This is a genomic window from Ferdinandcohnia salidurans, assembly GCF_042680725.1.
Lineage (GTDB): Bacteria > Bacillota > Bacilli > Bacillales > Bacillaceae_L > Ferdinandcohnia > Ferdinandcohnia salidurans.
In genome coordinates, this window is record NZ_JBHUEK010000025.1 from 495,609 (window position 1) to 517,494 (window position 21,886).

Below are 21,886 nucleotides of genomic sequence, written 5' to 3' on the forward strand. Positions count from 1 at the left end.
AAACGAAAATTATCAGCCTTAATTTAAAATTATTGTCCAAAAACAACAAAAGCTATGAAATCAAGGGGTAGTTATGCATAATGATTATCTTCAACGTAAAACCTATAATAGGAAATAATGGATATTAAGGTGGCTCCAAATGAATGGAAAGCTGATTAGCGCAGTTCATATCTATGTACTTATGATAATGTCTACTGGATTTATGGTACATGTCCTGATTATTCCCGTACTCTTATCCACCTCGAACAGGGATTCTTGGTTAAGTGTTATTTTCAGCACGATTCCATTCATTGGCTGGATCCTATTTGTCTTCTATCTCTATAAAAAAATAAATAGACAACCAGACATACTTTCATTGCTTAGAAAAAAAGTGAGATTTAAATGGATTAACACTTTACTAACCGTTATACTCGGGTCTTATTTTTTTCTCGTAGCCATGATTACGTTAAAGTACACATTTATATGGGCAAAAGGGAACTATACCCTTGATACTCCGGATTTTGTAATTATCATCATGTTCGCTTTGGTGTGCTATTTTGCTTCGTCGAAAGGATTACTGACGATTAGTACAATCTCTTTTCTATCCTTGCCCATTGTATCTATATTTGGATTTATAGTCGGAATCGGAAATACACCCAGTAAGGATTATGAATTGTTATTTCCCATTTTTGAAAATGGGTACAGCGAATTTTTACAAGGAATACTGTATTCATGCTCTGGTTTATTTGATATCGTTTTTTTATTGTTTTTAACCCCATTTATTAAAGATAAACTTAAGGCTAAATGGCTCATCCTAACTGGGATCATGCTTGTATTTTTAATATTGGGACCCCTTACAGGAGCCTTATCTGAATTTGGACCACATGAGGCGGCAAAATTAAGAAATCCAGCTTATGAGGAGTGGCGACTGTTAAAGATAGGTGAACACATTACCAGATTAGATTTTCTATCCATCTTCCAGTGGCTTTCAGGGGCTTTTGTTCGAATAAGTTTATCTATGTTTATTGCCAAAAAGCTCTTTACTTATGGAAGAAGTTCAACATGGATACTTCCAACCCTTTATTTGATTCTTTTCTTAGGCGTTTACATCCCATGGGATGCACATTCCTTTTTTTTATTTATAAAAAATGTCTATTTTCCTTTTAACCTTGGAATGCAAATTGGTATCTTACTAATTTTTTTACTATTGATTCATTCGGTGGGTGAACAACATGGAGAAAGTACAAACGAACAAAGTTGAATTCAACATAAACCAGCTAAAGAGTTGGTTTGAAAATTCTTCAGATATTGTAGTAAAAGAGAAAACGTATGGAGATTTCACTTTGAAATATATGTATTGCCCCCATTTAGTCGATATAAATAATATGAATGAAGTCATTTTTCCAACCATATACGATGTATGGGAATCGAATGGATTTTTAACCTATGAATTATTAAGCAATGTTCTCGAGATAAGTAAGGTTAAAGATATAACCCATGCAAAAAAAGAGATAGAAGAAAAACTATACTCAGGTGAATTACTTGTTTTTAGTCATGATTTGAATGACTTATTTTTTATCCCAGTATCTAAATTTCCAAAGAGAAGTCCTGAAGAATCAAATCTAGAATCTTCTATTAGGGGACCCCGAGATGGATTTGTTGAAAATATTTCCGATAATATGGCATTAATCCGTCAAAGGTTAAAAACATCTTCTTTAAAAAGTATTGAATACTCCATCGGAGAACGAAGTAGAACAAAAGTAGTCCTGTATTATATGGATGATATTATCAATCCGTCTATATTAGAAGAAGTCAAAAAACGAATTGAATCCATTAACGTGGATATCCTCATTAGCAGCTATCTACTCGAGGAACGACTATTTGATAATACTTATTCTCTCTTCCCCCTAATGGACCATACGGGAAGACCTGATTTTTCAGCGAGAGCATTAACTCAAGGGAGATTTGTCATTTTAGTAGATGGGAGTCCATCATGCTTGATAGGTCCCACAAGTTTTAACCAAACCTTATTTTCACCTGAAGATATGCACGATAGTTTTTATTACATCAGTGTTGTTCGGATATTTAGGTTCATCGCGCTCCTTATCACCATTTTTCTACCTGGATTTTATATTTCTTTAATCACCTTTCAAATTGACCAGCTGCCTTATTCACTCGTCGCAACGATATCGGCCTCTCGATTAGGTCTCCCTCTATCTGCTCCAATGGAGACATTTTTGATGCTCGCCTTATTTGAATTATTTAAAGAGGCTGGGGTTCGTCTCCCAAAACCAGTTGGACAAACGGTTGCGGTTCTAGGTGGATTATTTATTGGAGATGCAGCGATTCGAGCTGGCTTAACATCTCCTTCTTGTCTTGTTGTCATCTCGATTACCGTCATTTCTGGTTACATACTGATCAATCAAACCATTTCAAACAATATCGTGATCTTGCGTTTCTTTGTCTTATTGATCTCTTCATTCCTAGGGTTATATGGTTTTTTCATTGCCTTTTTCATTATTATGACTTCACTCGTTTCTTTAGAAAGCTTTGGTTATCCTTATTTGACGAACCTATCTCGACCTAAAATTGGGGATATTATCAAAAGTTTTATAAGGCTTCCCTTTCCTTTTATGAAGAAAAGGAACCAAGCATTCGATCCCGTAGATCCTGATCGTGAAACACAAAAGGAGTAAATTATGAAAAAAACTCTTCTCGTTATAATGATATGGAATGTACTTGTTACTCTTGTCGGATGTGGCGCGAAAGAAATTCAAAGTCAAGCATATATTACAGGAATAGGGATTGATTACGTAGATGGCGAATTTATTGTCTATACCCAAGCACAAAATTTTGCAAATATCGCAAAACAGGAAGGTGCGACTTCACTTCAACAATCTGTCCCTAATTTAATTGGTGAAGCTAAAGCGAAAAGCTTACATGCTGCCTTAAAAAAACTAGAGCAAAATGCACCACTGCCATTTTATTATGGACATGTTAATACCATCCTTTTAAGTGAAAGTGTAATAAAGGATCAATTGGAGTCCGTTATTGAATTTATCGGTCAAAACCCTTTCTTCCGATACAATCTCTGGTTTTTTGGCACTAGAGAAAATGTCAAAGAAATCTTATCAGGTGAAAGTTTCTTTAACTTCCCATCCGTTTACACAATTATTCACAAACCCGATTCACTTACAAAGAACTCATTGATTATCCCGATCAAAGAATATAATCGTTTTATTTCCTCCTACTATCAGCCGACTGGGTCCTTTATCATCCCTTCTCTTTCATTAAACGATACAAATTTCTCAGAGGAGGATAAAAAGAATAAGATTGCGGTGGTAACAGGTGGGTTTGCAGTTTCAAAGCAGCAATTCAAAGGGTGGGTAGCTAAAAAAGACTTAGTAGGATTAAAGTGGTTATCCAAAGAAGCAGACAACATTCCATATCATCTATTTGAAGATAAAGTCAGTTTAATTATGCAGAATCCTAGTTTTATTATTAAGGTAGATAGGGGCTCCACACCTAGCTATCGCTTAACTATAAAAATGAATGCTCAAATTGCACAAAATCAGGATAATCTTAGCTATGGTGAAATTACAAAGGAAGTAGAAAAGAAAATAAAAAAAGAGCTAGTAAAAACTATAGAGAAAAGCGAAGCTATCCAAACGGATCTATTAAATATAAGCGAAAAGGCATATCGGTATCATTTAAAAGAATGGGATCTAGCTACCATTAACACGGTTAGCAAAGATTCGATTAAAAAGATTGATGTTAAAGTTAACATTATTAAAACTGTACATTACAAAAGATAGGTTTTAATAAGGACCGATTTAAATACAATAACCCCCAGAGACAACAGCCTCTGGGGGTTCTCTATACTAAAATTAGTATTTGTTTTGTGTTACGTTTAATCGATTGATGGCACTTTTAAAGCGAGCTCAGCTCGTTTAAAATCTACATTATCTTGTTTCGCCTGCAAGCGTTGATCAGCGCGCTTCTTTGCTTCGCTGGCACGTTCAACGTCAATCGCTTCAGCTGTTTTTTGCAGCTTGAGCAAGGATTGTTACTTGATATTCCCGAACTCACATTTACTCCTCAAACTCAATCGTCACCTCTAGCTCCTCCAAATAATTCGGTGCTTCTTGTTTATAGGTAACCACCTTGATATTCTCTACAGATAGATCAGCTTCACACTCTATCACATATTGATTTGTTGTGCCTTCCACTCTTATTGGAGCATTCTCTGAAAAATAGGCTGTTCCGTTTTGGTCCTCAAGCCATATACTATTCGCCTGTAAATAAGCGTTATCTCCGGTTGTTTCTACCGTAAGCTTCACTATACCATTTTCACTGTTTATATCTAAAACCGTGGTTTCTCCAATTCCACCTTGAGGTAGTGTCAGCATTTCTCCTTCCCACTTCACTCTAACTTCTTCCGCTTTTTTCTCACTAGTATTTATTAAATATGGTTTAAGTGTTATAGATTTTGGAGTATTCTCTAGAGGCTCAAAATAATGATTCAAAGTCTCTATAAATTTCCCCTTTGACAGACTTCCACTTCCCCCCCCACTTAAAGGCTGAAGCACTCGCCCTTGGTCATCAACAACCTGGTAATCAATCCATTCATACTTTTTATTATTGTAAGTTTTCTCGTCCATAATCAGACGCATTGATATTTCTGTGCTCGTTGGGAAAAATGTAACCTTATCAACCTGAATCGTTAAATCCTTCGATTCTACCAACTCATTGACTAAAAACGCTCGATTATTTCCTTGTTTTTTGATTGGAAAACTCACATCCAACGACTTCTCTTTATTAGACTGAATTCCTAAAGTGAAATTCTCAGGAAGCTCCTCATGAATTTTAATGCTTATTACCCCTGCGTAATCTCCATTTTCTAATACTTCACCGCGTTCTCCCATACCATAACTAACACCCTTCCCATCAATCATAAAATGTAAATCAGACAAAAAGTCAGTTTGATATGTGTTCTTTCCTTGTGTATAAGATTCTATCAGATACCCAATGTGAATCTGTGATCCATCATAAAGACTCTCCGTAAAAGTAATCAGCTGCCCATTGATTTCCACCTGTTGTCCCAATAAAGTCGTTAACCCTTCTTCTTCCCCCTTCTTTGTGCCAACATCCCCAACCATCTTAATAATAGATCCGATTACTGGTACAGACCTCATTGTCTCAGCTAAAGTTGGAGACATAAAAGATACCCCGAATAAAAGGAAGCCCATTAAAAACACTGCCGCAACTGTATAATAAAAGCGTGGGAATCTCTTCTTATTCGGGAGTGAACGGAGTGCTTTGTTCATATGCTGCTCCACACTTTTAGGAATCTGTGGGTTTACTTTCTGACTTACTTGTTTTTCCCATTTTTCCATACTGAACCCTCCTCTTTTCCATCCCATAACTCACGCATTTTTTCACGTGCACGACGTAATCTTGTCTTTATTGTATTTTCCGGTACCCCATAGATTTGTGACAACTCCAATATCGACATACCCTCAATATGAAAGAGCTTCAACAATTGTGATTGATCTTCTGAAAGTTTACAGAGCATCTGTTCAACTTCAAATTCCTCATATCCAGATTCCATTATTTGTGGTTCTAGCCATTCCTCCATATTTACGACATTCTTTTTCTGCCTTAACAGCTGGTAGCATTCATTCAAAACAATTCGGCATAGCCAGCTTTTAAAATATGCAGGTTCTCTTAAAGTATCGATTTTTTGATATGCCTTGATGATCGCTTCCTGCATCGCATCGGCACAATCTTCATCATTCATTAAAATCGTCTTCGCAACACGATACATCAAAAGCTTATGTCCCATAATCAATTTCTCAAAGGAAGACTTGCTCCCACGCCTTGCCTTTTTCACCTCTTTTGATATATCCAAAGTATGCTCTCCTTTCCGAATCATCCTAATCCTTAGATACAAGAAAAAGGTAAAAGGTTTCAACAAACATAAAAAATCTCCTATGTAATGACCAAGTTCGTTTTAATACCTACATCCAGCTCCGGATTTTTAAACTAAGTAAAAACATATGTTTTTTCACATCTATTGATTTTCTCCGGAAACCAGAAATATTCCTTTCTTCGGCGTAAATTCGTTTCTATCGACGATTGCTGTATTCCGCGCGGTATCCTATGACTTGACCACCCATAACGACAAAAACCCCCAGAGACATCAGCCTCTGGGGGTTCTTATACTAAAATTAGTATTTATTTTGTGTTACGTTTAATCGATTGATGGCACGTTTTAAAGCGAGCTCAGCTCGTTTAAAATCTACATTATCTTGTTTCGCCTGCAAGCGTTGTTCAGCGCGCTTTTTTGCTTCGTTAGCACGTTCAACGTCAATCGCTTCAGCTGTTTCTGCAGCTTGAGCAAGGATTGTTACTTGGTCAGGACGAACCTCGAGAAAGCCTCCACTTACAGCCACAAGTTCAGTGTTGCCTTCCTTCTTAAGTCTAACTGCCCCTACTTGGAGAGGAGCAACCATAGGAATATGTCCTGGTAGGATACCAAGCTCACCACTTTGAGCTTTGGCACTTACCATTTCAACATCAGCTTCATAAACTGGGCCATCAGGAGTCACGACATTGACTTTTACTGTCTTCATTTTATACCCTCCTAGGTCCCGTTAATTATGCTTCAACACCCATGCGCTTTCCAGCTTCTACTGCTTCTTCAATTCGACCAACTAGACGGAACGCATCTTCTGGAAGATAATCGTATTTTCCTTCTAGGATTTCCTTGAATCCACGAACAGTTTCTTTAACTGGTACGTATGAACCTGGTTGTCCAGTGAACTGCTCCGCAACGTGGAAGTTTTGAGATAAGAAGAATTGGACACGACGTGCACGGTGCACGATTAACTTATCCTCATCACCTAACTCATCCATACCTAGGATTGCGATGATATCTTGTAGTTCACGGTAACGTTGTAATGTTTGTTGGACTTGACGTGCAACATTGTAGTGCTCTTCGCCAACAACCTCAGGAGATAAAGCACGAGAAGTAGATGCTAATGGATCCACCGCTGGGTAAATACCCATCTCAGAAAGCTTACGCTCAAGGTTTGTTGTTGCATCTAAGTGAGCAAACGTTGTAGCTGGAGCCGGGTCAGTATAGTCATCGGCAGGAACGTAAATCGCTTGGATTGACGTTACAGATCCAACGTTTGTTGATGTAATACGTTCTTGTAATTTACCCATCTCAGTTGCTAGAGTTGGTTGGTAACCAACCGCAGATGGCATACGACCAAGTAGGGCTGATACTTCAGAACCGGCTTGAGTGAAACGGAAAATGTTATCAATAAAGAATAACACGTCTTGGCCTTGCTCATCACGGAAGTATTCCGCCATTGTAAGACCTGTTAAAGCTACACGCATACGTGCACCTGGTGGTTCGTTCATTTGTCCGAATACCATCGCTGTTTTTGTGATAACTCCAGAGTCTTTCATTTCGTAGTATAAGTCGTTTCCTTCACGAGTACGCTCACCTACACCAGCGAATACGGAAATACCACCGTGTTCTTGTGCGATGTTGTTGATAAGCTCTTGGATAAGAACTGTTTTTCCAACTCCGGCACCTCCGAATAGACCGATTTTTCCACCTTTAATATATGGAGCAAGAAGGTCTACTACCTTAATACCAGTTTCAAGAATCTCAACCTCAGTTGAAAGTTGTTCGAATGTTGGTGCTTCTCTATGAATTGCATCACGACGTGCATCAGCAGGTACTGGTGCATCAAGGTCAATGCTTTCTCCTAGAACGTTAAATACACGTCCTAGTGTTACATCACCAACTGGTACTGAAATCGGTTTACCAGTATCAGTAACCTCTAATCCACGAACTACACCGTCAGTAGATGACATCGCAACTGTACGTACAGTATCATCACCTAGGTGAAGCGCAACTTCTAATGTTAATTCGATGTTAACTTCATTTTCGTCACGCGCACTATGTTTAATAGTAAGGGCGTTATATATCTCAGGAAGATGGCCGCTGTCAAACTGTACGTCTACAACAGGACCCATAACTTGGGTAACGCGTCCTTTTGTCATCGTTTTCCCTCCTAACTTACTTTTCGAGGTCATTCAAATTTTTATCGCTCATTTTGAATGCCATACTAAATCTATCTTATGTTGTAAATGTTCCTATTCGAGTGCTGCTGCTCCACCGACAATTTCCGTAATTTCTTGCGTAATTGCCGCTTGACGTGCACGGTTGTATGAAAGAGTAAGTGAGTCGATAAGCTCTTTTGCATTGTCTGTCGCATTTTTCATCGCAGTCATACGAGCTGAGTGTTCACTTGCTTTTCCATCTAAAAGTGCTCCGTAGATGAGACTTTCAGCATACTGAGGTAGCAATACCTCTAAGATATCTTCTTGTGAAGGTTCAAATTCATAAGAAGTTTGTTTGTTGTTTGCAGCTAAATCCGTTAATGGAAGTAGCTTTTTCTCCGTTACATCGTGTTGAATCGCACTTACAAAGTGGTTATACCACATGTAAAGCTCATCATACGTACCATCCGTGAACATGTTCACAGTTGCATTAGCAATATCTTTAATTTCAGCAAAAGATGGCTGATCAGATAAACCAGCGATTTCTAAGCTAACAGAAATGCCTCTTTTTACAAAGAAGTCTCGGCCAACACGACCGATTGCAATTACTGTGAACTCGTCTGTGCTTTTATGACGTTTTTGCATCGCTTGGTATGCACCACGAATCACGTTACTGTTATATGCACCAGCTAATCCACGGTCAGACGTAATGACGATATAAGCAGTCTTTTTAATTGGTCTGTGAGTTAACATTGGATGACTCGCATCCGAGCTACCTACTGCGATATTCGCAACGACCTCTTGAATTTTTTCCATATAAGGAACAAACGATTTTGCATTTGCTTCAGCACGGCTAAACTTAGATGCTGAAACCATCTGCATCGCTTTAGTAATTTGACTTGTTTTCTTTGTTGAAGTGATTCTTGTTTTTATATCACGTAAGGATGCCAAAGGTTCTCACCACCTTTTCCTCGATTATTCGTAAACGCTTTGGAACCGAGTCTTCCTAGCTTTATTCAGATAAGCGACGCACGCATTGCGCGTCGCTTAAGCTTTGTCTTTATTATTCAGAAACAGCAAATGTCTTTTTGAAATCATTGATTGCAGAAGTAAATACTTCATCATCTGGAAGCTTACCAGTTGACTTAATGTGATCAAAGATTTCAGCTTTACGGTTATGCTCTAACCATACGAAGTATTCTGCTTCGAAACGAGAGATATCTTCTACTGGAATATCATCTAAGAATCCACGAGTTAATGCATATAGAATCGCAACTTGCTTTTCTACTGCTTGTGGCTTGTTTAGACCTTGTTTTAATACTTCTACTGTACGAGCACCACGGTTAAGTTTCGCTTGAGTTGCTTTATCAAGATCTGAACCGAACTGAGCGAATGCTTCAAGTTCACGGTAAGAAGCAAGGTCAAGACGTAATGTACCTGATACCTTCTTCATCGCATTAATTTGCGCTGACCCACCAACACGTGACACGGATAAACCTGCGTTAACGGCAGGACGTACACCTGAGAAGAATAAGTCAGATTGTAAGAAAATTTGTCCGTCAGTAATCGAGATAACGTTTGTTGGAATGTACGCAGATACGTCACCAGCTTGTGTTTCAATGAACGGTAAAGCTGTGATAGATCCGCCACCTTTTTCGTCAGAAAGCTTTGCAGCACGTTCTAATAGACGAGAGTGTAGGTAGAAAACATCCCCTGGATATGCTTCACGACCTGGAGGACGACGTAGTAATAGTGAAAGTTCACGGTATGCAGAAGCTTGTTTTGTTAAGTCATCATAAATAACTAAAACGTGCTTGCCATTGTACATGAACTCTTCGCCCATTGTTACACCACAATATGGAGCTAAGAATAACATTGGAGCTGGTTGAGATGCAGAAGCAGTTACAACGATTGTGTAATCTAATGCACCGTTTTTACGTAAAGTTTCAACAACACCACGTACTGTTGATTCTTTTTGACCAATTGCAACGTAAATACAGATCATATTTTCGTTCTTTTGGTTAAGGATTGTGTCGATTGCAACAGATGTTTTACCTGTTTGACGGTCACCGATGATTAACTCACGCTGACCACGACCAATCGGAATTAATGCGTCAATCGCTTTAATACCAGTTTGTAGTGGTTCATGAACAGATTTACGGTCCATGATACCAGGAGCTGGACTTTCGATTGGACGAGTTTTAGTAGTTTCGATTGGACCAAGACCATCAACTGGTTGTCCTAGAGAGTTTACAACACGGCCGATCAATGCTTCACCAACTGGAACCTCCATGATACGTCCTGTACGACGTACTTCGTCACCTTCACGAATGTCTGTGAAAGGACCAAGGATGATAATACCAACGTTGTTTTCTTCAAGGTTTTGTGCCATACCCATGACACCGTTTGAAAATTCAACGAGTTCTCCAGCCATGACATTGTCGAGGCCATGAGCACGTGCGATACCGTCACCGACACTGATAACTGTACCAACTTCGCTCACTTGTATTTCAGACTGATAGTTTTCAATTTGCTTTTTTATCAGCGCACTAATTTCTTCAGCTTTGATGCTCATGAATTTCACCCCTATCTTTTAGCGGATAAGTTCACGCTCTAAGCGTTCTAACTTACCTTTTACACTTCCATCAAATATACGATTTCCGATTCGAAGCTTCACGCCACCAATCAGACTAGGATCTACAATATTTTGAATACGTAATGATGTCTTTCCAACTTTACTAGCAAATACGCTTGAGATTCCTGATTCCTCTGAGTCTGTTAAAGGACGTACAGAGTATACTGTTGCATCAGCAACACCGCGCTTGTCATTTGCTAATGTGATAAATTCATCCGCAACGTCTGCGATGATATCCTCACGATGACGGTCAATAAGTAAATGTAGAGTGTTTAATGTCATCTGAGAAAATCCTTGGAAGGATTGTGTTACAATCGCTTTTTTCTTATCGACTGAAAGCTTTGGATTTCTTAACACAGTTTGGAATTCATCACTGTTTGAAAACACTTGTTTAACCGTGCGAATTTCTTCTTCGTATTGGTCAAGTGCATTTTGTTCACTTGCTAATTGAAAAAGAGCTACTGCATATCGCTTTGCTACGATCCCTCTGCTCATCGCCCTTCTCCTACCTCTTGAATATATTCGTTAATTAACTTCTCTTGATCTTCAAGGCTAAGTTCCTTTTCGATAACCTTAGAAGCAACTAACACAGATAGTGATGCAACCTGTTCGCGTAAAGCTGTAACAGCTTGTTCTTTTTCTTGAACGATTTCCTGTTTTGCAGCTTCCTTTAAACGGTTTGCTTCCTCACGAGCAGCTTGGATAATTCCATCTTTCTGCTCTTCACCTAACTTACGTGCATTTTCGATTAACTCAGCAGCCTCAGTACGTGATTTCTTAAGTAGCTCACGTTGTTCTTCTGCTAATTTTTTCGCTTCTTGGTGATTTTGTTCTGCAGTATCAATTTCATTCGCGATATGTTGTTCACGTTGTTTCATGATGTTCATGATTGGACCAAACGCAAATTTACGAAGTAACGCTAATAAAATGATGAATACAACTAATTGGAAGATAATATCACCAAGGTTGACTGGTAATTTACCAGCGGCAGCGCCTAAGACAAAAAGATCTAACACCTATATTCCCTCCTTCTGCGAGTTCCAGGTCGAATGGAAGTCCTTATTTTCATCAAACGTGCGCCAATACGCACAATTATTTAAAAAAAGTTTGGTTTATACAAAGGAATGGCGAAGGTTCTCTTGGAATGATCTTCGCCATTTTGTTAATGTTGCCTTCACTTTTATAAAGGAAGGCTCCGAGAAATGTTACTAATTAGTTAGCACCGAATACCATAAACGCGATAACAACCGCGATGATAGGAATCGCCTCAACTAACGCAACCCCGATGAACATAGTAGTTTGAAGTTTACCTTGTGCTTCTGGTTGACGAGCAATCCCCTCAACTGTACGAGATACGATAAGACCGTTACCGATACCAGCACCTAGTGCCGCTAAACCAATTGCAATTGCTGCTGCTAATAAACCCATTGAAATAGTCCTCCTTTAATTGTATAAAAAAATAATAGTAGTTTATTTTTGTTGTCCAAAAAGTCTCATTTTGGACAAGTCTTTCTAGTGATCTGTACTCACTTTGTGAGAAATATAAACCATAGTTAACATTGTAAAGATGTATGCCTGAATGGCACCAACAAAGATACTGAATCCTTGCCATGCAATCATCGGAATAAAGGCTCCGATTGTACCTAAGATACCACCAAAGATACTTTCGCCATAACCACTTACTGCCATACCTGCAATTAATCCAAGTAGGATTTCACCGGCATAGATGTTACCAAATAGACGCAGTCCGAGAGTTAATGTGTTTGCGAATTCTTCGATAATTTTTAGTGGGAACATAAATGACATAGGTTTAAAGAAATCCTTACCGTATTCTCTAGCACCTTTCATCTTTATTCCATAGTAATGCGATAGACCAACAACCATAACAGCTAATGTTAATGTAATCGTTGGATCTGCAGTTGGAGACTTCCACCATAACTCATGGCCAAAAATGACCGCAAATGGTAACCCTAGAAAGTTTGATACAAGGATATACATGAGTAAAGTAATCCCTAATATTTGGAAGCGTCCGCCAGTTTGCCAGTCCATCGAACTTTTAATAATTCCTCGAACAAAGTCCATAACCCATTCCATAAAGTTCTGAGCACCGGTTGGCTTCATTGCAAGGGTACGAGTTCCAAGAACCGCAATAATGAATACAATCACACTCGCAATTGTGATCATTAGCATGTTAGATTTACTAAACCAAAGTCCAAACAATTCAAACGTAGGAGCTTCGTGACCCAACAGTATTCACCTCTCTTCCCATATTGTCTAGCGCAAAGCTTTGCCTCGCGCTTTAGTCTATTTATGAAGTTTTTGAAAAAAGAAATCTATCATAATGACAAAATAAGCTGTCATTAATCCAATAATCATACTGCCTAAATGAAACTCTTGTGGATACTCCATTACGACCAATACTGCCAAACCAGCAATTGCCATACGAGACATCGTTCCAAGCGAACGTACCGCACGTCCCTCTTCATAAGCTTTTGTAAATTGCTTATTTTTCCGTGCTAACGAAAAGAGGAAATACAAGCTTCCTACTGTCCCTAGTATTAGCCCTAAGAAGACGGCTTTGTATGCAGTAAATCCCCAACCTAGTACATAGATTGCAAGTAAGTAGAATATGTATTTACGATACCTCGTAAATGCTGTGGTTAAATCCTGCATATCAAGTTAATCTCCTGAGAAAAAATGATTGACTAGTCGAAGTGTTGCATATACTCCTGCTGCTAGTCCTAATAGAAGGCCAAGAATTAAAAAAAGTGGTTCGGTGTCAAGTATTCGATCAATCCATCTACCGAGGAAAATGCCTACTAGAATTGATCCTACTAATTGAGATAGAATACCAGACATGAGCGCATAGGCTCGTAAAGGGTGCTTGTCATTTTTACGCATCAGCATTCCTCACTTCAGCGTCCGAGGTAGGTTTTTTACATGTCAGAAAATACTTAATTTTTCAAGAGTTTAAACGATGTAAACCTTCTCATTAATACCCTTTGTAAGCATACAATAGGCACCCATTAATGTCAATTGTTTGCAGGGAAAAAGTTCAGCTTCTCACAAGCGTTTTTGGGGGTTCCTTTTTTGCTTACAAAAAGCGATTTAACAGCGATTTTTTAAGTCCTATTATGGTAGTGTAAATCCAAAAATTCAAACATCGTTCACAAATTGTTCATAAATAGGCAGCCACTAAATCAAATAAGCCCTAGCTTATCTGCCCCCGATTTTTTTAGGCCCACACGATTTGGGTCACAAAGACGTTGCCACAGGATGTGGCGCACGTAGTCTTTGATCTTATGCTCGAAAAATATCCTTTGAAAAATCGTGGCATCCGCCGGAGGCTTTAAAATAGATTCAGCAAAAGTGCTGAATCTATTTTAATGGCTGCCTATCATAGTATCCTCAAACGAGATCTCTGTCTCAAGTATATCCTCTTTGCCTGCTTTTTTTACATAAATGACAGCCTTGAATATCCCTCTTAAATTTCGTTCTTTTCGATTTACCTTTCTCTCTACTAATCCTCTCGCAACATTTCGGTCCCAGTCTAAAAATGTGACGAACCTCAAAGTATCTGGATCATAGAGAACAATTCCATACTCTTCCGCTCCACCCGGTAAGTATAATTCATACCGAAATATATCCTCCTTGTCGTCTTTTCCAAATTGAAAACCCATAATTCGAGGATAATCAGGTTCTTCAATCACGTACATATATGGAATATGGTAACGGTTCTTTTCTTCTTTTAAATAGAGATTCCCGTGATGTAACCCGGAGCCAATTATACTAGGTGTAATATCCAATCCAATTGTGATTACCTTTTTCTGTTTTGGCTTTACCGAAAAAGGCAATGGCAGATCCCATTGGACGCCTTTCGTATTATCCGGGATTTCAAAGGAGTATCTCTTTTCTTCATTAGATTGGTTATCTACCGTCACTCTTATTCTTTTTTTCGTTCGCCTATCCTGGTGGTGAAGCATTCCGGCGGAAAATGAACCTGGATAGATTAAGGTTTCCGAGTGAATCGCTTCATGGAGTTGAATTCGACCTGCCCCTTGTTCATATGGCTTGTATAAGTTCCCCTCTTCGTTATCTAAAAGTCGTGCCGTATTCATCAGGGCTGCTTTTATTTGTTCTGGTGTCCAATCAGGATGTGCCTGTTTCAAGATAGCACTAGCCCCCGCTACATGTGGAGCAGCCATACTTGTACCTTGCATTTCCTGATAGCCATTTGGAATAGTACTGTCTATAGCAACACCTGGCGCAACGACGTCAGGCTTAATTGCCCAAGTATGTGTAACCGGTCCACGTGAACTAAATTCAGCAATCGTGTCCTTTATTTGTTGATAAGAGGTACTTACAACATTGTTTTTCGTTTTGATTTGTTTTTTAAGCCATTCTCCGTCTGCTTTTGAAAGGGAAGCAACCGGTATTGGAAGTTCCTTATCAAGGGTTCCTGAGAAATTCCCATCTGTATTATTGTAGATGAGGACAGCAATCGCACCAGCTTCATACGCCCGAACTGCTTTTTGGGTAAAAGTAATTTCTCCTCGTTCCATTAATACAATTTTATTTTTCACTTTTGGAAATTCAGTTTCTGTCCCGATTCCGGCTTTTGCAATTTGATATTTCTTTTGTAGTTTCCAGGGTATTGACCCTTGAAGAGGCTGAAGCTGAATTTTTCGATCAGCAAATCCAACTGTTAGAAATGGTAAAGTCATTGGCGGTGTGGATGCACCTACAGAAATTGCCTTTGAAGAAGTTCCTGGAGACCCAACCGTCCAAACCATCGGCCCCGAATTCCCGCTAGAAGTGACAGCGACTATCCCCTCTTCCGTTGCTTTATCTAAAGCGAGGCTGGTCGGCCAGTCTGGTCCATTGATGGTGTTTCCGAGAGACAGGTTGATGACATCCACTTTATCTTCAATTGCTTTATCAATAGCCGCAATGACCTGCTCAGACGTTCCCATTCCGCCAGGTCCAAGTGCGCGGTAGCCAATAATATCTGCCTCAGGCGCGACCCCTTTAATTTTGCCATTTGCCGCAATTATTCCTGCAACATGAGTTCCGTGCGAGGTATTGCGACCAGTAATTCCTTTCGTTTCCATCGGGTCATCATCACCGTCAACAAGGTCGTAACCACCCTTGTAATTCATTCTTAGGTCCGGGTGCGTGTAATCAACACCTGTATCGATCACTCCGACTTTTACACCTTTACCAGTTAAACGATGATCGGTTTTATCGAAATGACTGCGAATCTCTTTGCCGCCAATAAAAGGAACACTCTCCTCAACAGACACCTGGTATGTAGCAACAGGGGAACTGTGTTGAATGCCTGCTTCGGCCTTTAATTTCTGTATCTCACTTCTCTTTCCCGTCACAGAAAAGCCTGGGAATACATGTTTGTAAATGTGGTTAATGTTAATGGAGGAATAGTTTCTTTTTATTTTTTCTACTACTAACTCGAATTGGTTATCATCTGTGATGATAATTTCATGCACCATTTCATCCATATCCAACTCAGGCAATGGAGGCCTATCCGGAAAACGGTGGGCATGGGCTGGTACTGATGAAAATAGGAGGGTCAAACACATGCAGATTGCCAGTAACATTCTCACAAAAAAACCACCTCTTTGAGATAGCTTTTCTCAAAAGGTGGTCAAATATGTGGATGTTGTCTAGTTGTAGCGCCTCCACTTTTCTCGATTATTTCGTACCGAATAGACGGTCTCCGGCATCTCCAAGGCCTGGAACAATGTAGCCATGGTCATTTAATTGCTCATCAAGTGCTGCGATGAAAATATCGATATCAGGATGAGCTTCTTTAATTGCTTCTACACCCTCAGGCGCTGCAATTAAGCACATGAATTTTATATTAGTAGCACCGCGCTTCTTTAATGCGTTAATTGCTTCAACTGCTGATCCTCCTGTTGCAAGCATTGGGTCAACCACGATGAATTCACGCTCTTCAATGTCAGAAGGCATTTTAAAATAATACTCAACTGGCTGCAATGTTTCAGGGTCACGATAAAGTCCGATATGCCCTACTTTTGCTGCTGGGATTAAACGTAGAATTCCATCCACCATACCTAAACCAGCACGAAGAATTGGCACAATCCCAATCTTTTTCCCAGATAAAACCATTGATTTCGCTTTGCGCACAGGAGTTTCAACTTCAACTTCCTCAAGCGGCATATCACGCGTAATTTCAAATGCCATTAAGCTTGCGACTTCGTCTACCAATTCACGAAATTCCTTTGTACCCGTGTTCTTATCACGTATGTATGTAAGCTTATGTTGAATTAGTGGGTGATCAAAAACGTACACTTTCCCCATCGTTCATCTCTCCTTTTTTGAATATCGCTGTTCTTAGAATGACCATCAGCAGAAAAATTAACACCACGAACTATATTTTTCACACTTCAATAAATTCTACAGAAAAAATAAAACATGTTCAAGACGAAATTTAAAAATACACAGAATGGATGCACTTCGATCTTGATCCAAGTGCTTTTGTTTTGGGGTGGTTTGAGTGGAATTGGAGATATGTACTACGAATTTTTGCTATATCGGACACAACTTTTAAGATATCGGACATAAGCAGGCGGAGTGGAAAATCACAGTATACAATTGCGACCTAAGTCCACGGGATTGTGACCTAACCCTGAAGAATTGTTCCCTCACTTCGACTATTTGTGCCCTAACCTCCGAGAATTGTGTCCTATCTCCAAATAATTGTGCCTCAACCAAAAAAGGCAGGACGCCCAAACAAACGGGAGTCCTGCCTTCAACTATTTTAATACCCTTTATAAAGGACAAACTTGCTAGTTAATGCTTCTACACGCGCGCTTGCTTCAGCTAACTTTGCTTCGTCTTCTGAATTTTTCAATGCAAATGCAATGATCGATGCAATTTCATCCATATCCTCTAAACCAAAGCCTCTGCTTGTAACAGCAGCTGTTCCGATACGGATACCACTTGTTACAAATGGACTTTCCGGATCGAATGGAATCGTATTTTTGTTAACTGTAATGCCGACATCATCAAGAACCTTTTCAGCCACTTTACCAGTTAAACCTAATGAACGAACATCAAGTAGTAGTAAGTGATTGTCAGTTCCGCCAGATACGAGGTCTAAGCCTTCTTTTTGTAAAGAAGCCGCTAGTCTCGCCGCATTGTCAACGATATTTTTTGAATACTGTTTGAATTCATCTGTTAATGCTTCTCCGAATGCAACTGCTTTAGCAGCAATAACGTGCATTAATGGCCCACCTTGGATCCCAGGGAAGATGGACTTATCGATTTTCTTCGCGAATTCTTCTTTACAAAGAATCATACCACCACGTGGACCACGTAATGTCTTGTGAGTAGTAGTTGTTACAAAATCAGCATATGGAACAGGGTTCTCGTGAAGACCTGTTGCCACAAGACCTGCGATGTGAGCCATATCTACCATTAAGTATGCGCCCACTTCGTCCGCGATTTCTCTAAACTTTTTAAAGTCAATTGCACGTGGATATGCACTCGCACCTGCAACGATAAGCTTTGGCTTATTTTCTACTGCTTTAGTACGTACATCGTCGTAATTGATTTGATGTGTTTCAGGATCTACTCCGTACTCCACGAAATTGTATTGAATTCCACTGAAGTTTACCGGACTACCATGTGTTAAATGTCCACCATGGGAAAGATTCATCCCAAGTACAGTGTCACCCTGCTCTAGGATTGTAAAGTATACAGCCATATTTGCTTGAGCCCCAGAGTGTGGCTGCACGTTTACATGCTCTGCGCCAAAGATTTCCTTCGCACGGTCTCTAGCAATGTTCTCTGCTACATCCACATGCTCACAGCCACCATAGTAGCGACGGCCAGGATAGCCTTCTGCATATTTGTTTGTTAATACGGAACCTTGGGCCTCCATGACTGCTTCACTTACAAAGTTTTCAGATGCAATCAGCTCAATTTTAGTACGTTGTCGTTTTAGTTCATCTTGTATTGCCTGAAATACTTGTTGATCTTGCTCCGATAAATGTTTCATTTGGAATCCTCCTTTTAATCTATTATGAATTATTCCGCTAATTTGAAAAATACTTTTCCATTGTAACACTTTTATTCGGCAGTAGGAAGATTAAGTTTTAGATTCATTTTTCGCTGAAATCGCTTTAAAACAGGGTTGAGGGCTGCTAATATGCGATTAACATTACCTTTTCTGGTAATTAAAAAAATTTAATGTTTTTTCTAAAACACGAACGTTTTCCTATTATTTGTAAAGTATCGTTCACTTATTCAGAATTAATATGAAATAGAGACAAGGCTCCCCCTGTCTCTTTCTACCTTCACTCAGTCGTCCAGTTCCAGTATTCAAATTCGCCAACCTGAATATTTCTAAAGTCTTGCTCTTCTTTTAATTTTAAGAGTTCCTTCACCTGGCCCGTAACAACCGCGCCATATACTAAAAACTCGTTTTCTTTTAAATATTCGTAGCGTTCATCTAGGTACCAGAGGCCGAGCACATTTTGACGATAGGTTTTGCTCTCATCATCGATAAGATTCTTCATGTTCTTGAGCATTACCTTCTGATTTTCTTCAATGGCTTTACTTGATAAAATCCATTCGGCCCAGCCATTATAATCTTCATCCATATCGACGGCCCTTGATAAGCCGAGTGTATCAACTGACAAATGCTCTCCACCACCTGTCTGTCCCCAAGACGGCTCGAAGGCTTTCAATTCACCCGCATATAAAGGCATCCAATAAACGTCCACATCATATTTTTCTAGCTTCATTAACAACTCTTTAGGATTATAAAATTGAGACGTTGAAAATGCTAGATTTGCCACTGTGCCCTCGTGAACCATCTCGAGCTTCTGCCACTCTTGTTGATCTGCCATATTCGTTACACCAGCCAATTTCTTTCCTGTACGTGGGTCCTCAGGCAAAATAAATCCGAACTGCTTATTATCTGAGCTTTGAAAATAAGTCGTCTCTTTTGTTGAAAAAATATTGAGCAAGCGCTTCGTTACATTCCATTCACCAACGACCTGTTCTTCCTTTCCTATTGTTTGTGAAATAGGAATAGTCATTCTTTGACTTAAAAAGGGAGTAATTTCGGCATTGATCGGCCTACCGTACTCACCATGGATGCCCGGTTGAGTCCATTCAATTGCTAGATTCAAATGAAATGAATTCTTATCATCAAGCTTTGTTAAACCGTAACCAATCGAAAGTAACACCATATAGATGCCATACAAAAATAAGAGAATTAGCACAACCCGTATGATTCTCATCGTCAGCGTAAATCGATACTTCCACAAAACCCGCTTTTCCTTATCCTTCGTCCACTCTGTCATCTTCATCACTCCTTTTGAGAACCATAGGGACGGTTCTCCTGGTTCAACACTTTAACTCAAAACGGTCTATCTATATTGCCTCTCCCCGCTACTGTCTGAAGCCTTTTTCGTGCGCGATGAAGTGTCACTTTTACCTGTGATTCAGTCAATTCCATCGCTTCCTGAATTTCTTCATATGAGAATTCTGCAATTTCCCGGAAATAAATTATCGTACGGTAGTTTTCCGGGAGCAGTTCGAGTAAATCCGCTAACTCCTCGATGTTCTCTCTCGTTACGACTTCTTCCTCGGGGATCCCGTATGGACTCTTCATATCCCCTTTATCGTAAAATGGGACCCATTTCCACCGCTGTCGCTTTCGCCATTCATCGAGGTATGTGTTACGAGCAACCTTAAAAAGCCATGGTTTGACATCCTCATATTTGTAAAAGGACAAGGATACCGTTGCCCGTAAAAATGTTTCCTGAACCAGCTCCTCAGCTAAAGTAGAGGATCCTGACATTCGTAACAGATAATAAAAAAGGGGTTCCGCATAACGGCGGTAGATATCATCTAATTTTTCATTTCGTTCTTTCCTCATCTGCGGCCCCCTTTCTCGCTTTCTCCATCATACCTCACTTACAAAACGATCAAACCCCCAAATAGTTACACATGTATTTATAAATATTTTACTAAAATGAAAAGAACCACAGGAACCGTCCCCGTGGTCCCTGTGGTCATTAACACTTCTTATTTTCCTTTTTATCCGGATAAACCGCTCGTTCGCCACCAATGAGTTTTGGTCTTGCCTTGGCCATTGTGACATGTGCTCCACCTAGTTCTTTAACTGAACTTCGAATTGGAACTGCCACATGTTTTAAATGCATGCCAATAAAGGTATCACCGATATCAATGCCTGCTTCGGCTTTAATAAATTCAACAACAACAGGTTCGTTAAAATGCCCATAAGCATATGTGGCCATCGCACCGCCCGCTGTTCGAACTGGAACAACCGTTACTTGCTCGTAATTTTTATGTACGGCTGTTTCCCGCTCCACAACTAATGCACGGTTTAAATGCTCACAACACTGAAACGCGAGCTCAACACCGACATTTTCACGAAGCTTTGCCAATTCACTAAAAATCATTTCCGCCACTTCTTCTGATCCAGCTGTTCCGATTCGTTCACCAATGACCTCACTCGTACTGCAGCCGACAACAAGAAGCTCTCCTTTTTTCAACGAAGCTCTTTCCGCAAACTCCGAAAGAAGCGTCTGAAGCTGCCCTCTCCACAATTCAAGATCCGCAACCATCTCTCATTCCCTCCTTTGGGACAGGTCCCTCGTCCCACAATTAAATATACGCCTGATACATCAAGTCCTCAGGCGCTGTCATTTCAAATGTTATTCCCCAGATGGGTTGTTTTCATATTCGGTGATTTTATTGATTCTGTTTTCATGACGTCCACCTAAGAATTCTGTAGTCAGCCATGTTTTTGCAATTTCAACTGCTAGCCCAGGGCCAATGACACGTTCACCCATCGCTAAAATATTGCTGTTGTTATGCTCGCGAGTAGCCTTTGCACTAAATACATCATGACAAAGTGCACAACGGATCCCTTGTACCTTATTCGCAGCAATACTCATTCCAATACCCGTTCCGCAAATTAAAATACCGCGGTCATATTCCCCGTTCGCTACCTTTTTCGCTACAGGTAGAGCATAATCCGGATAATCAACAGATGTTGAACACTCACACCCGAAATCATCATACTCAATTTCAAGTTCGTCCAATACTTTTTTAATTTCTTCACGTAATACTAAACCGCCATGGTCTGAAGCAATTGCAACTTTCATTGTA

General features: G+C 39.7%; 22 protein-coding genes and 1 pseudogene. 3 read left to right on the forward strand and 20 right to left on the reverse strand.

The window, feature by feature from the left end; all coding sequences use genetic code 11:
* The first annotated feature begins 139 nt into the window (after positions 1-139).
* Genes ACFSFW_RS16775 through ACFSFW_RS16785 form a run of 3 tightly spaced genes read left to right on the forward strand, consistent with a single transcriptional unit; the run spans position 140 to position 3,794 of the window.
* Positions 140-1,240 (forward strand): GerAB/ArcD/ProY family transporter, encoded by a 1,101-nt coding sequence (locus tag ACFSFW_RS16775; RefSeq protein ID WP_388039967.1) that lies wholly within the window; start codon positions 140-142, stop codon positions 1,238-1,240.
* On the forward strand, positions 1,212-2,675 hold the full coding sequence (locus ACFSFW_RS16780; protein ID WP_388039969.1) for a spore germination protein: 1,464 nt from the start codon (positions 1,212-1,214) through the stop codon (positions 2,673-2,675). Before ACFSFW_RS16775 ends, ACFSFW_RS16780 begins: the two co-directional genes overlap by 29 nt.
* 3 nt (positions 2,676-2,678) lie before the next feature.
* Positions 2,679-3,794, forward strand: a complete 1,116-nt coding sequence (locus ACFSFW_RS16785) for a Ger(x)C family spore germination protein (protein ID WP_388039970.1) — start codon at positions 2,679-2,681, stop codon at positions 3,792-3,794.
* 72 nt (positions 3,795-3,866) lie between these two features.
* Here the strand turns inward: ACFSFW_RS16785 and ACFSFW_RS16790 are convergent.
* The 20 genes and pseudogenes from ACFSFW_RS16790 to rpiB form a co-directional block, all read right to left on the reverse strand.
* A pseudogene (locus ACFSFW_RS16790) lies at positions 3,867-4,064 on the reverse strand (ATP synthase delta/epsilon chain alpha-helix domain-containing protein); the annotation flags it as partial.
* A 6-nt stretch (positions 4,065-4,070) separates the two neighbouring features.
* Entirely contained in the window at positions 4,071-5,375 is a 1,305-nt protein-coding gene (locus ACFSFW_RS16795) for a DUF4179 domain-containing protein (protein WP_388039972.1), read from the reverse strand.
* Positions 5,351-5,890 (reverse strand): RNA polymerase sigma factor, encoded by a 540-nt coding sequence (locus ACFSFW_RS16800; RefSeq protein WP_388039974.1) that lies wholly within the window; start codon positions 5,888-5,890, stop codon positions 5,351-5,353. Before ACFSFW_RS16800 ends, ACFSFW_RS16795 begins: the two co-directional genes overlap by 25 nt.
* 319 nt (positions 5,891-6,209) lie before the next feature.
* Positions 6,210-6,614, reverse strand: coding sequence for a F0F1 ATP synthase subunit epsilon (locus ACFSFW_RS16805; protein ID WP_388039976.1), 405 nt, complete (start codon positions 6,612-6,614; stop codon positions 6,210-6,212).
* Between the two features lie 25 nt (positions 6,615-6,639).
* Positions 6,640-8,061: a F0F1 ATP synthase subunit beta gene (gene atpD / locus ACFSFW_RS16810; protein ID WP_099360910.1), complete on the reverse strand. Its 1,422-nt coding sequence runs from the start codon at positions 8,059-8,061 to the stop codon at positions 6,640-6,642.
* 93 nt (positions 8,062-8,154) lie between these two features.
* Positions 8,155-9,012: a F0F1 ATP synthase subunit gamma gene (locus tag ACFSFW_RS16815; protein ID WP_388039978.1), complete on the reverse strand. Its 858-nt coding sequence runs from the start codon at positions 9,010-9,012 to the stop codon at positions 8,155-8,157.
* 112 nt (positions 9,013-9,124) lie between these two features.
* Entirely contained in the window at positions 9,125-10,636 is a 1,512-nt protein-coding gene (atpA, locus tag ACFSFW_RS16820) for a F0F1 ATP synthase subunit alpha (RefSeq protein ID WP_388039980.1), read from the reverse strand.
* Between the two features lie 18 nt (positions 10,637-10,654).
* A complete protein-coding gene (locus ACFSFW_RS16825; protein ID WP_099360908.1) occupies positions 10,655-11,191 on the reverse strand; it encodes a F0F1 ATP synthase subunit delta in 537 nt (178 codons plus the stop codon).
* A complete protein-coding gene (gene atpF / locus ACFSFW_RS16830) occupies positions 11,188-11,712 on the reverse strand; it encodes a F0F1 ATP synthase subunit B (protein ID WP_388039982.1) in 525 nt (174 codons plus the stop codon). Before atpF ends, ACFSFW_RS16825 begins: the two co-directional genes overlap by 4 nt.
* A gap of 196 nt (positions 11,713-11,908) precedes the next feature.
* Complete coding sequence (gene atpE / locus ACFSFW_RS16835) at positions 11,909-12,124, reverse strand: F0F1 ATP synthase subunit C (protein WP_099354581.1); 216 nt, start codon at positions 12,122-12,124, stop codon at positions 11,909-11,911.
* A gap of 84 nt (positions 12,125-12,208) precedes the next feature.
* Positions 12,209-12,943, reverse strand: a complete 735-nt coding sequence (gene atpB, locus ACFSFW_RS16840; protein ID WP_099360905.1) for a F0F1 ATP synthase subunit A — start codon at positions 12,941-12,943, stop codon at positions 12,209-12,211.
* Between the two features lie 57 nt (positions 12,944-13,000).
* Complete coding sequence (locus ACFSFW_RS16845) at positions 13,001-13,369, reverse strand: ATP synthase subunit I (protein ID WP_099360904.1); 369 nt, start codon at positions 13,367-13,369, stop codon at positions 13,001-13,003.
* A gap of 6 nt (positions 13,370-13,375) precedes the next feature.
* Positions 13,376-13,597, reverse strand: a complete 222-nt coding sequence (locus ACFSFW_RS16850) for an AtpZ/AtpI family protein (protein ID WP_304213865.1) — start codon at positions 13,595-13,597, stop codon at positions 13,376-13,378.
* A gap of 482 nt (positions 13,598-14,079) precedes the next feature.
* A complete protein-coding gene (locus ACFSFW_RS16855; protein WP_388040344.1) occupies positions 14,080-16,311 on the reverse strand; it encodes a S8 family serine peptidase in 2,232 nt (743 codons plus the stop codon).
* A gap of 94 nt (positions 16,312-16,405) precedes the next feature.
* The gene (upp, locus tag ACFSFW_RS16860) at positions 16,406-17,035 is read right to left on the reverse strand and encodes a uracil phosphoribosyltransferase (RefSeq protein WP_099354585.1); all 630 of its coding nucleotides are present in this window, start codon (positions 17,033-17,035) and stop codon (positions 16,406-16,408) included.
* A gap of 460 nt (positions 17,036-17,495) precedes the next feature.
* Positions 17,496-18,737 (reverse strand): serine hydroxymethyltransferase, encoded by a 1,242-nt coding sequence (gene glyA, locus ACFSFW_RS16865; RefSeq protein ID WP_388039986.1) that lies wholly within the window; start codon positions 18,735-18,737, stop codon positions 17,496-17,498.
* Positions 18,738-19,035: 298 nt separating this feature from the next.
* A complete protein-coding gene (locus ACFSFW_RS16870; protein WP_388039988.1) occupies positions 19,036-20,049 on the reverse strand; it encodes an anti-sigma factor in 1,014 nt (337 codons plus the stop codon).
* 56 nt (positions 20,050-20,105) lie between these two features.
* The gene (locus tag ACFSFW_RS16875) at positions 20,106-20,627 is read right to left on the reverse strand and encodes a sigma-70 family RNA polymerase sigma factor (protein ID WP_388039990.1); all 522 of its coding nucleotides are present in this window, start codon (positions 20,625-20,627) and stop codon (positions 20,106-20,108) included.
* 139 nt (positions 20,628-20,766) lie between these two features.
* Positions 20,767-21,339 carry a TIGR01440 family protein gene (locus ACFSFW_RS16880; RefSeq protein WP_388039992.1) on the reverse strand — a complete coding sequence of 191 codons (573 nt, stop codon included), beginning with the start codon at positions 21,337-21,339 and terminating at the stop codon, positions 20,767-20,769.
* A 90-nt stretch (positions 21,340-21,429) separates the two neighbouring features.
* Entirely contained in the window at positions 21,430-21,882 is a 453-nt protein-coding gene (gene rpiB / locus ACFSFW_RS16885) for a ribose 5-phosphate isomerase B (RefSeq protein WP_099354592.1), read from the reverse strand.
* Positions 21,883-21,886 lie beyond the last annotated feature (4 nt).

Excerpts from the sequence above, each read along its gene's own strand:
- ACFSFW_RS16850 (WP_304213865.1), bottom strand. The coding sequence starts at position 13,597 with ATGCGTAAAAATGACAAGCACCCTTTACGAGCCTATGCGCTCATGTCT.
- ACFSFW_RS16875 (WP_388039990.1), bottom strand. The coding sequence starts at position 20,627 with ATGAGGAAAGAACGAAATGAAAAATTAGATGATATCTACCGCCGTTAT.
- atpA (WP_388039980.1), bottom strand. The coding sequence starts at position 10,636 with ATGAGCATCAAAGCTGAAGAAATTAGTGCGCTGATAAAAAAGCAAATT.
- ACFSFW_RS16795 (WP_388039972.1), bottom strand. The coding sequence starts at position 5,375 with ATGGAAAAATGGGAAAAACAAGTAAGTCAGAAAGTAAACCCACAGATT.
- ACFSFW_RS16785 (WP_388039970.1), top strand. The coding sequence starts at position 2,679 with ATGAAAAAAACTCTTCTCGTTATAATGATATGGAATGTACTTGTTACT.
- ACFSFW_RS16870 (WP_388039988.1), bottom strand. The coding sequence starts at position 20,049 with ATGACAGAGTGGACGAAGGATAAGGAAAAGCGGGTTTTGTGGAAGTAT.
- ACFSFW_RS16805 (WP_388039976.1), bottom strand. The coding sequence starts at position 6,614 with ATGAAGACAGTAAAAGTCAATGTCGTGACTCCTGATGGCCCAGTTTAT.
- glyA (WP_388039986.1), bottom strand. The coding sequence starts at position 18,737 with ATGAAACATTTATCGGAGCAAGATCAACAAGTATTTCAGGCAATACAA.
- ACFSFW_RS16845 (WP_099360904.1), bottom strand. The coding sequence starts at position 13,369 with ATGCAGGATTTAACCACAGCATTTACGAGGTATCGTAAATACATATTC.
- ACFSFW_RS16780 (WP_388039969.1), top strand. The coding sequence starts at position 1,212 with ATGGAGAAAGTACAAACGAACAAAGTTGAATTCAACATAAACCAGCTA.
- atpD (WP_099360910.1), bottom strand. The coding sequence starts at position 8,061 with ATGACAAAAGGACGCGTTACCCAAGTTATGGGTCCTGTTGTAGACGTA.
- rpiB (WP_099354592.1), bottom strand. The coding sequence starts at position 21,882 with ATGAAAGTTGCAATTGCTTCAGACCATGGCGGTTTAGTATTACGTGAA.
- upp (WP_099354585.1), bottom strand. The coding sequence starts at position 17,035 with ATGGGGAAAGTGTACGTTTTTGATCACCCACTAATTCAACATAAGCTT.
- ACFSFW_RS16775 (WP_388039967.1), top strand. The coding sequence starts at position 140 with ATGAATGGAAAGCTGATTAGCGCAGTTCATATCTATGTACTTATGATA.
- ACFSFW_RS16880 (WP_388039992.1), bottom strand. The coding sequence starts at position 21,339 with ATGGTTGCGGATCTTGAATTGTGGAGAGGGCAGCTTCAGACGCTTCTT.
- ACFSFW_RS16855 (WP_388040344.1), bottom strand. The coding sequence starts at position 16,311 with ATGTTACTGGCAATCTGCATGTGTTTGACCCTCCTATTTTCATCAGTA.
- ACFSFW_RS16825 (WP_099360908.1), bottom strand. The coding sequence starts at position 11,191 with ATGAGCAGAGGGATCGTAGCAAAGCGATATGCAGTAGCTCTTTTTCAA.
- atpE (WP_099354581.1), bottom strand. The coding sequence starts at position 12,124 with ATGGGTTTATTAGCAGCAGCAATTGCAATTGGTTTAGCGGCACTAGGT.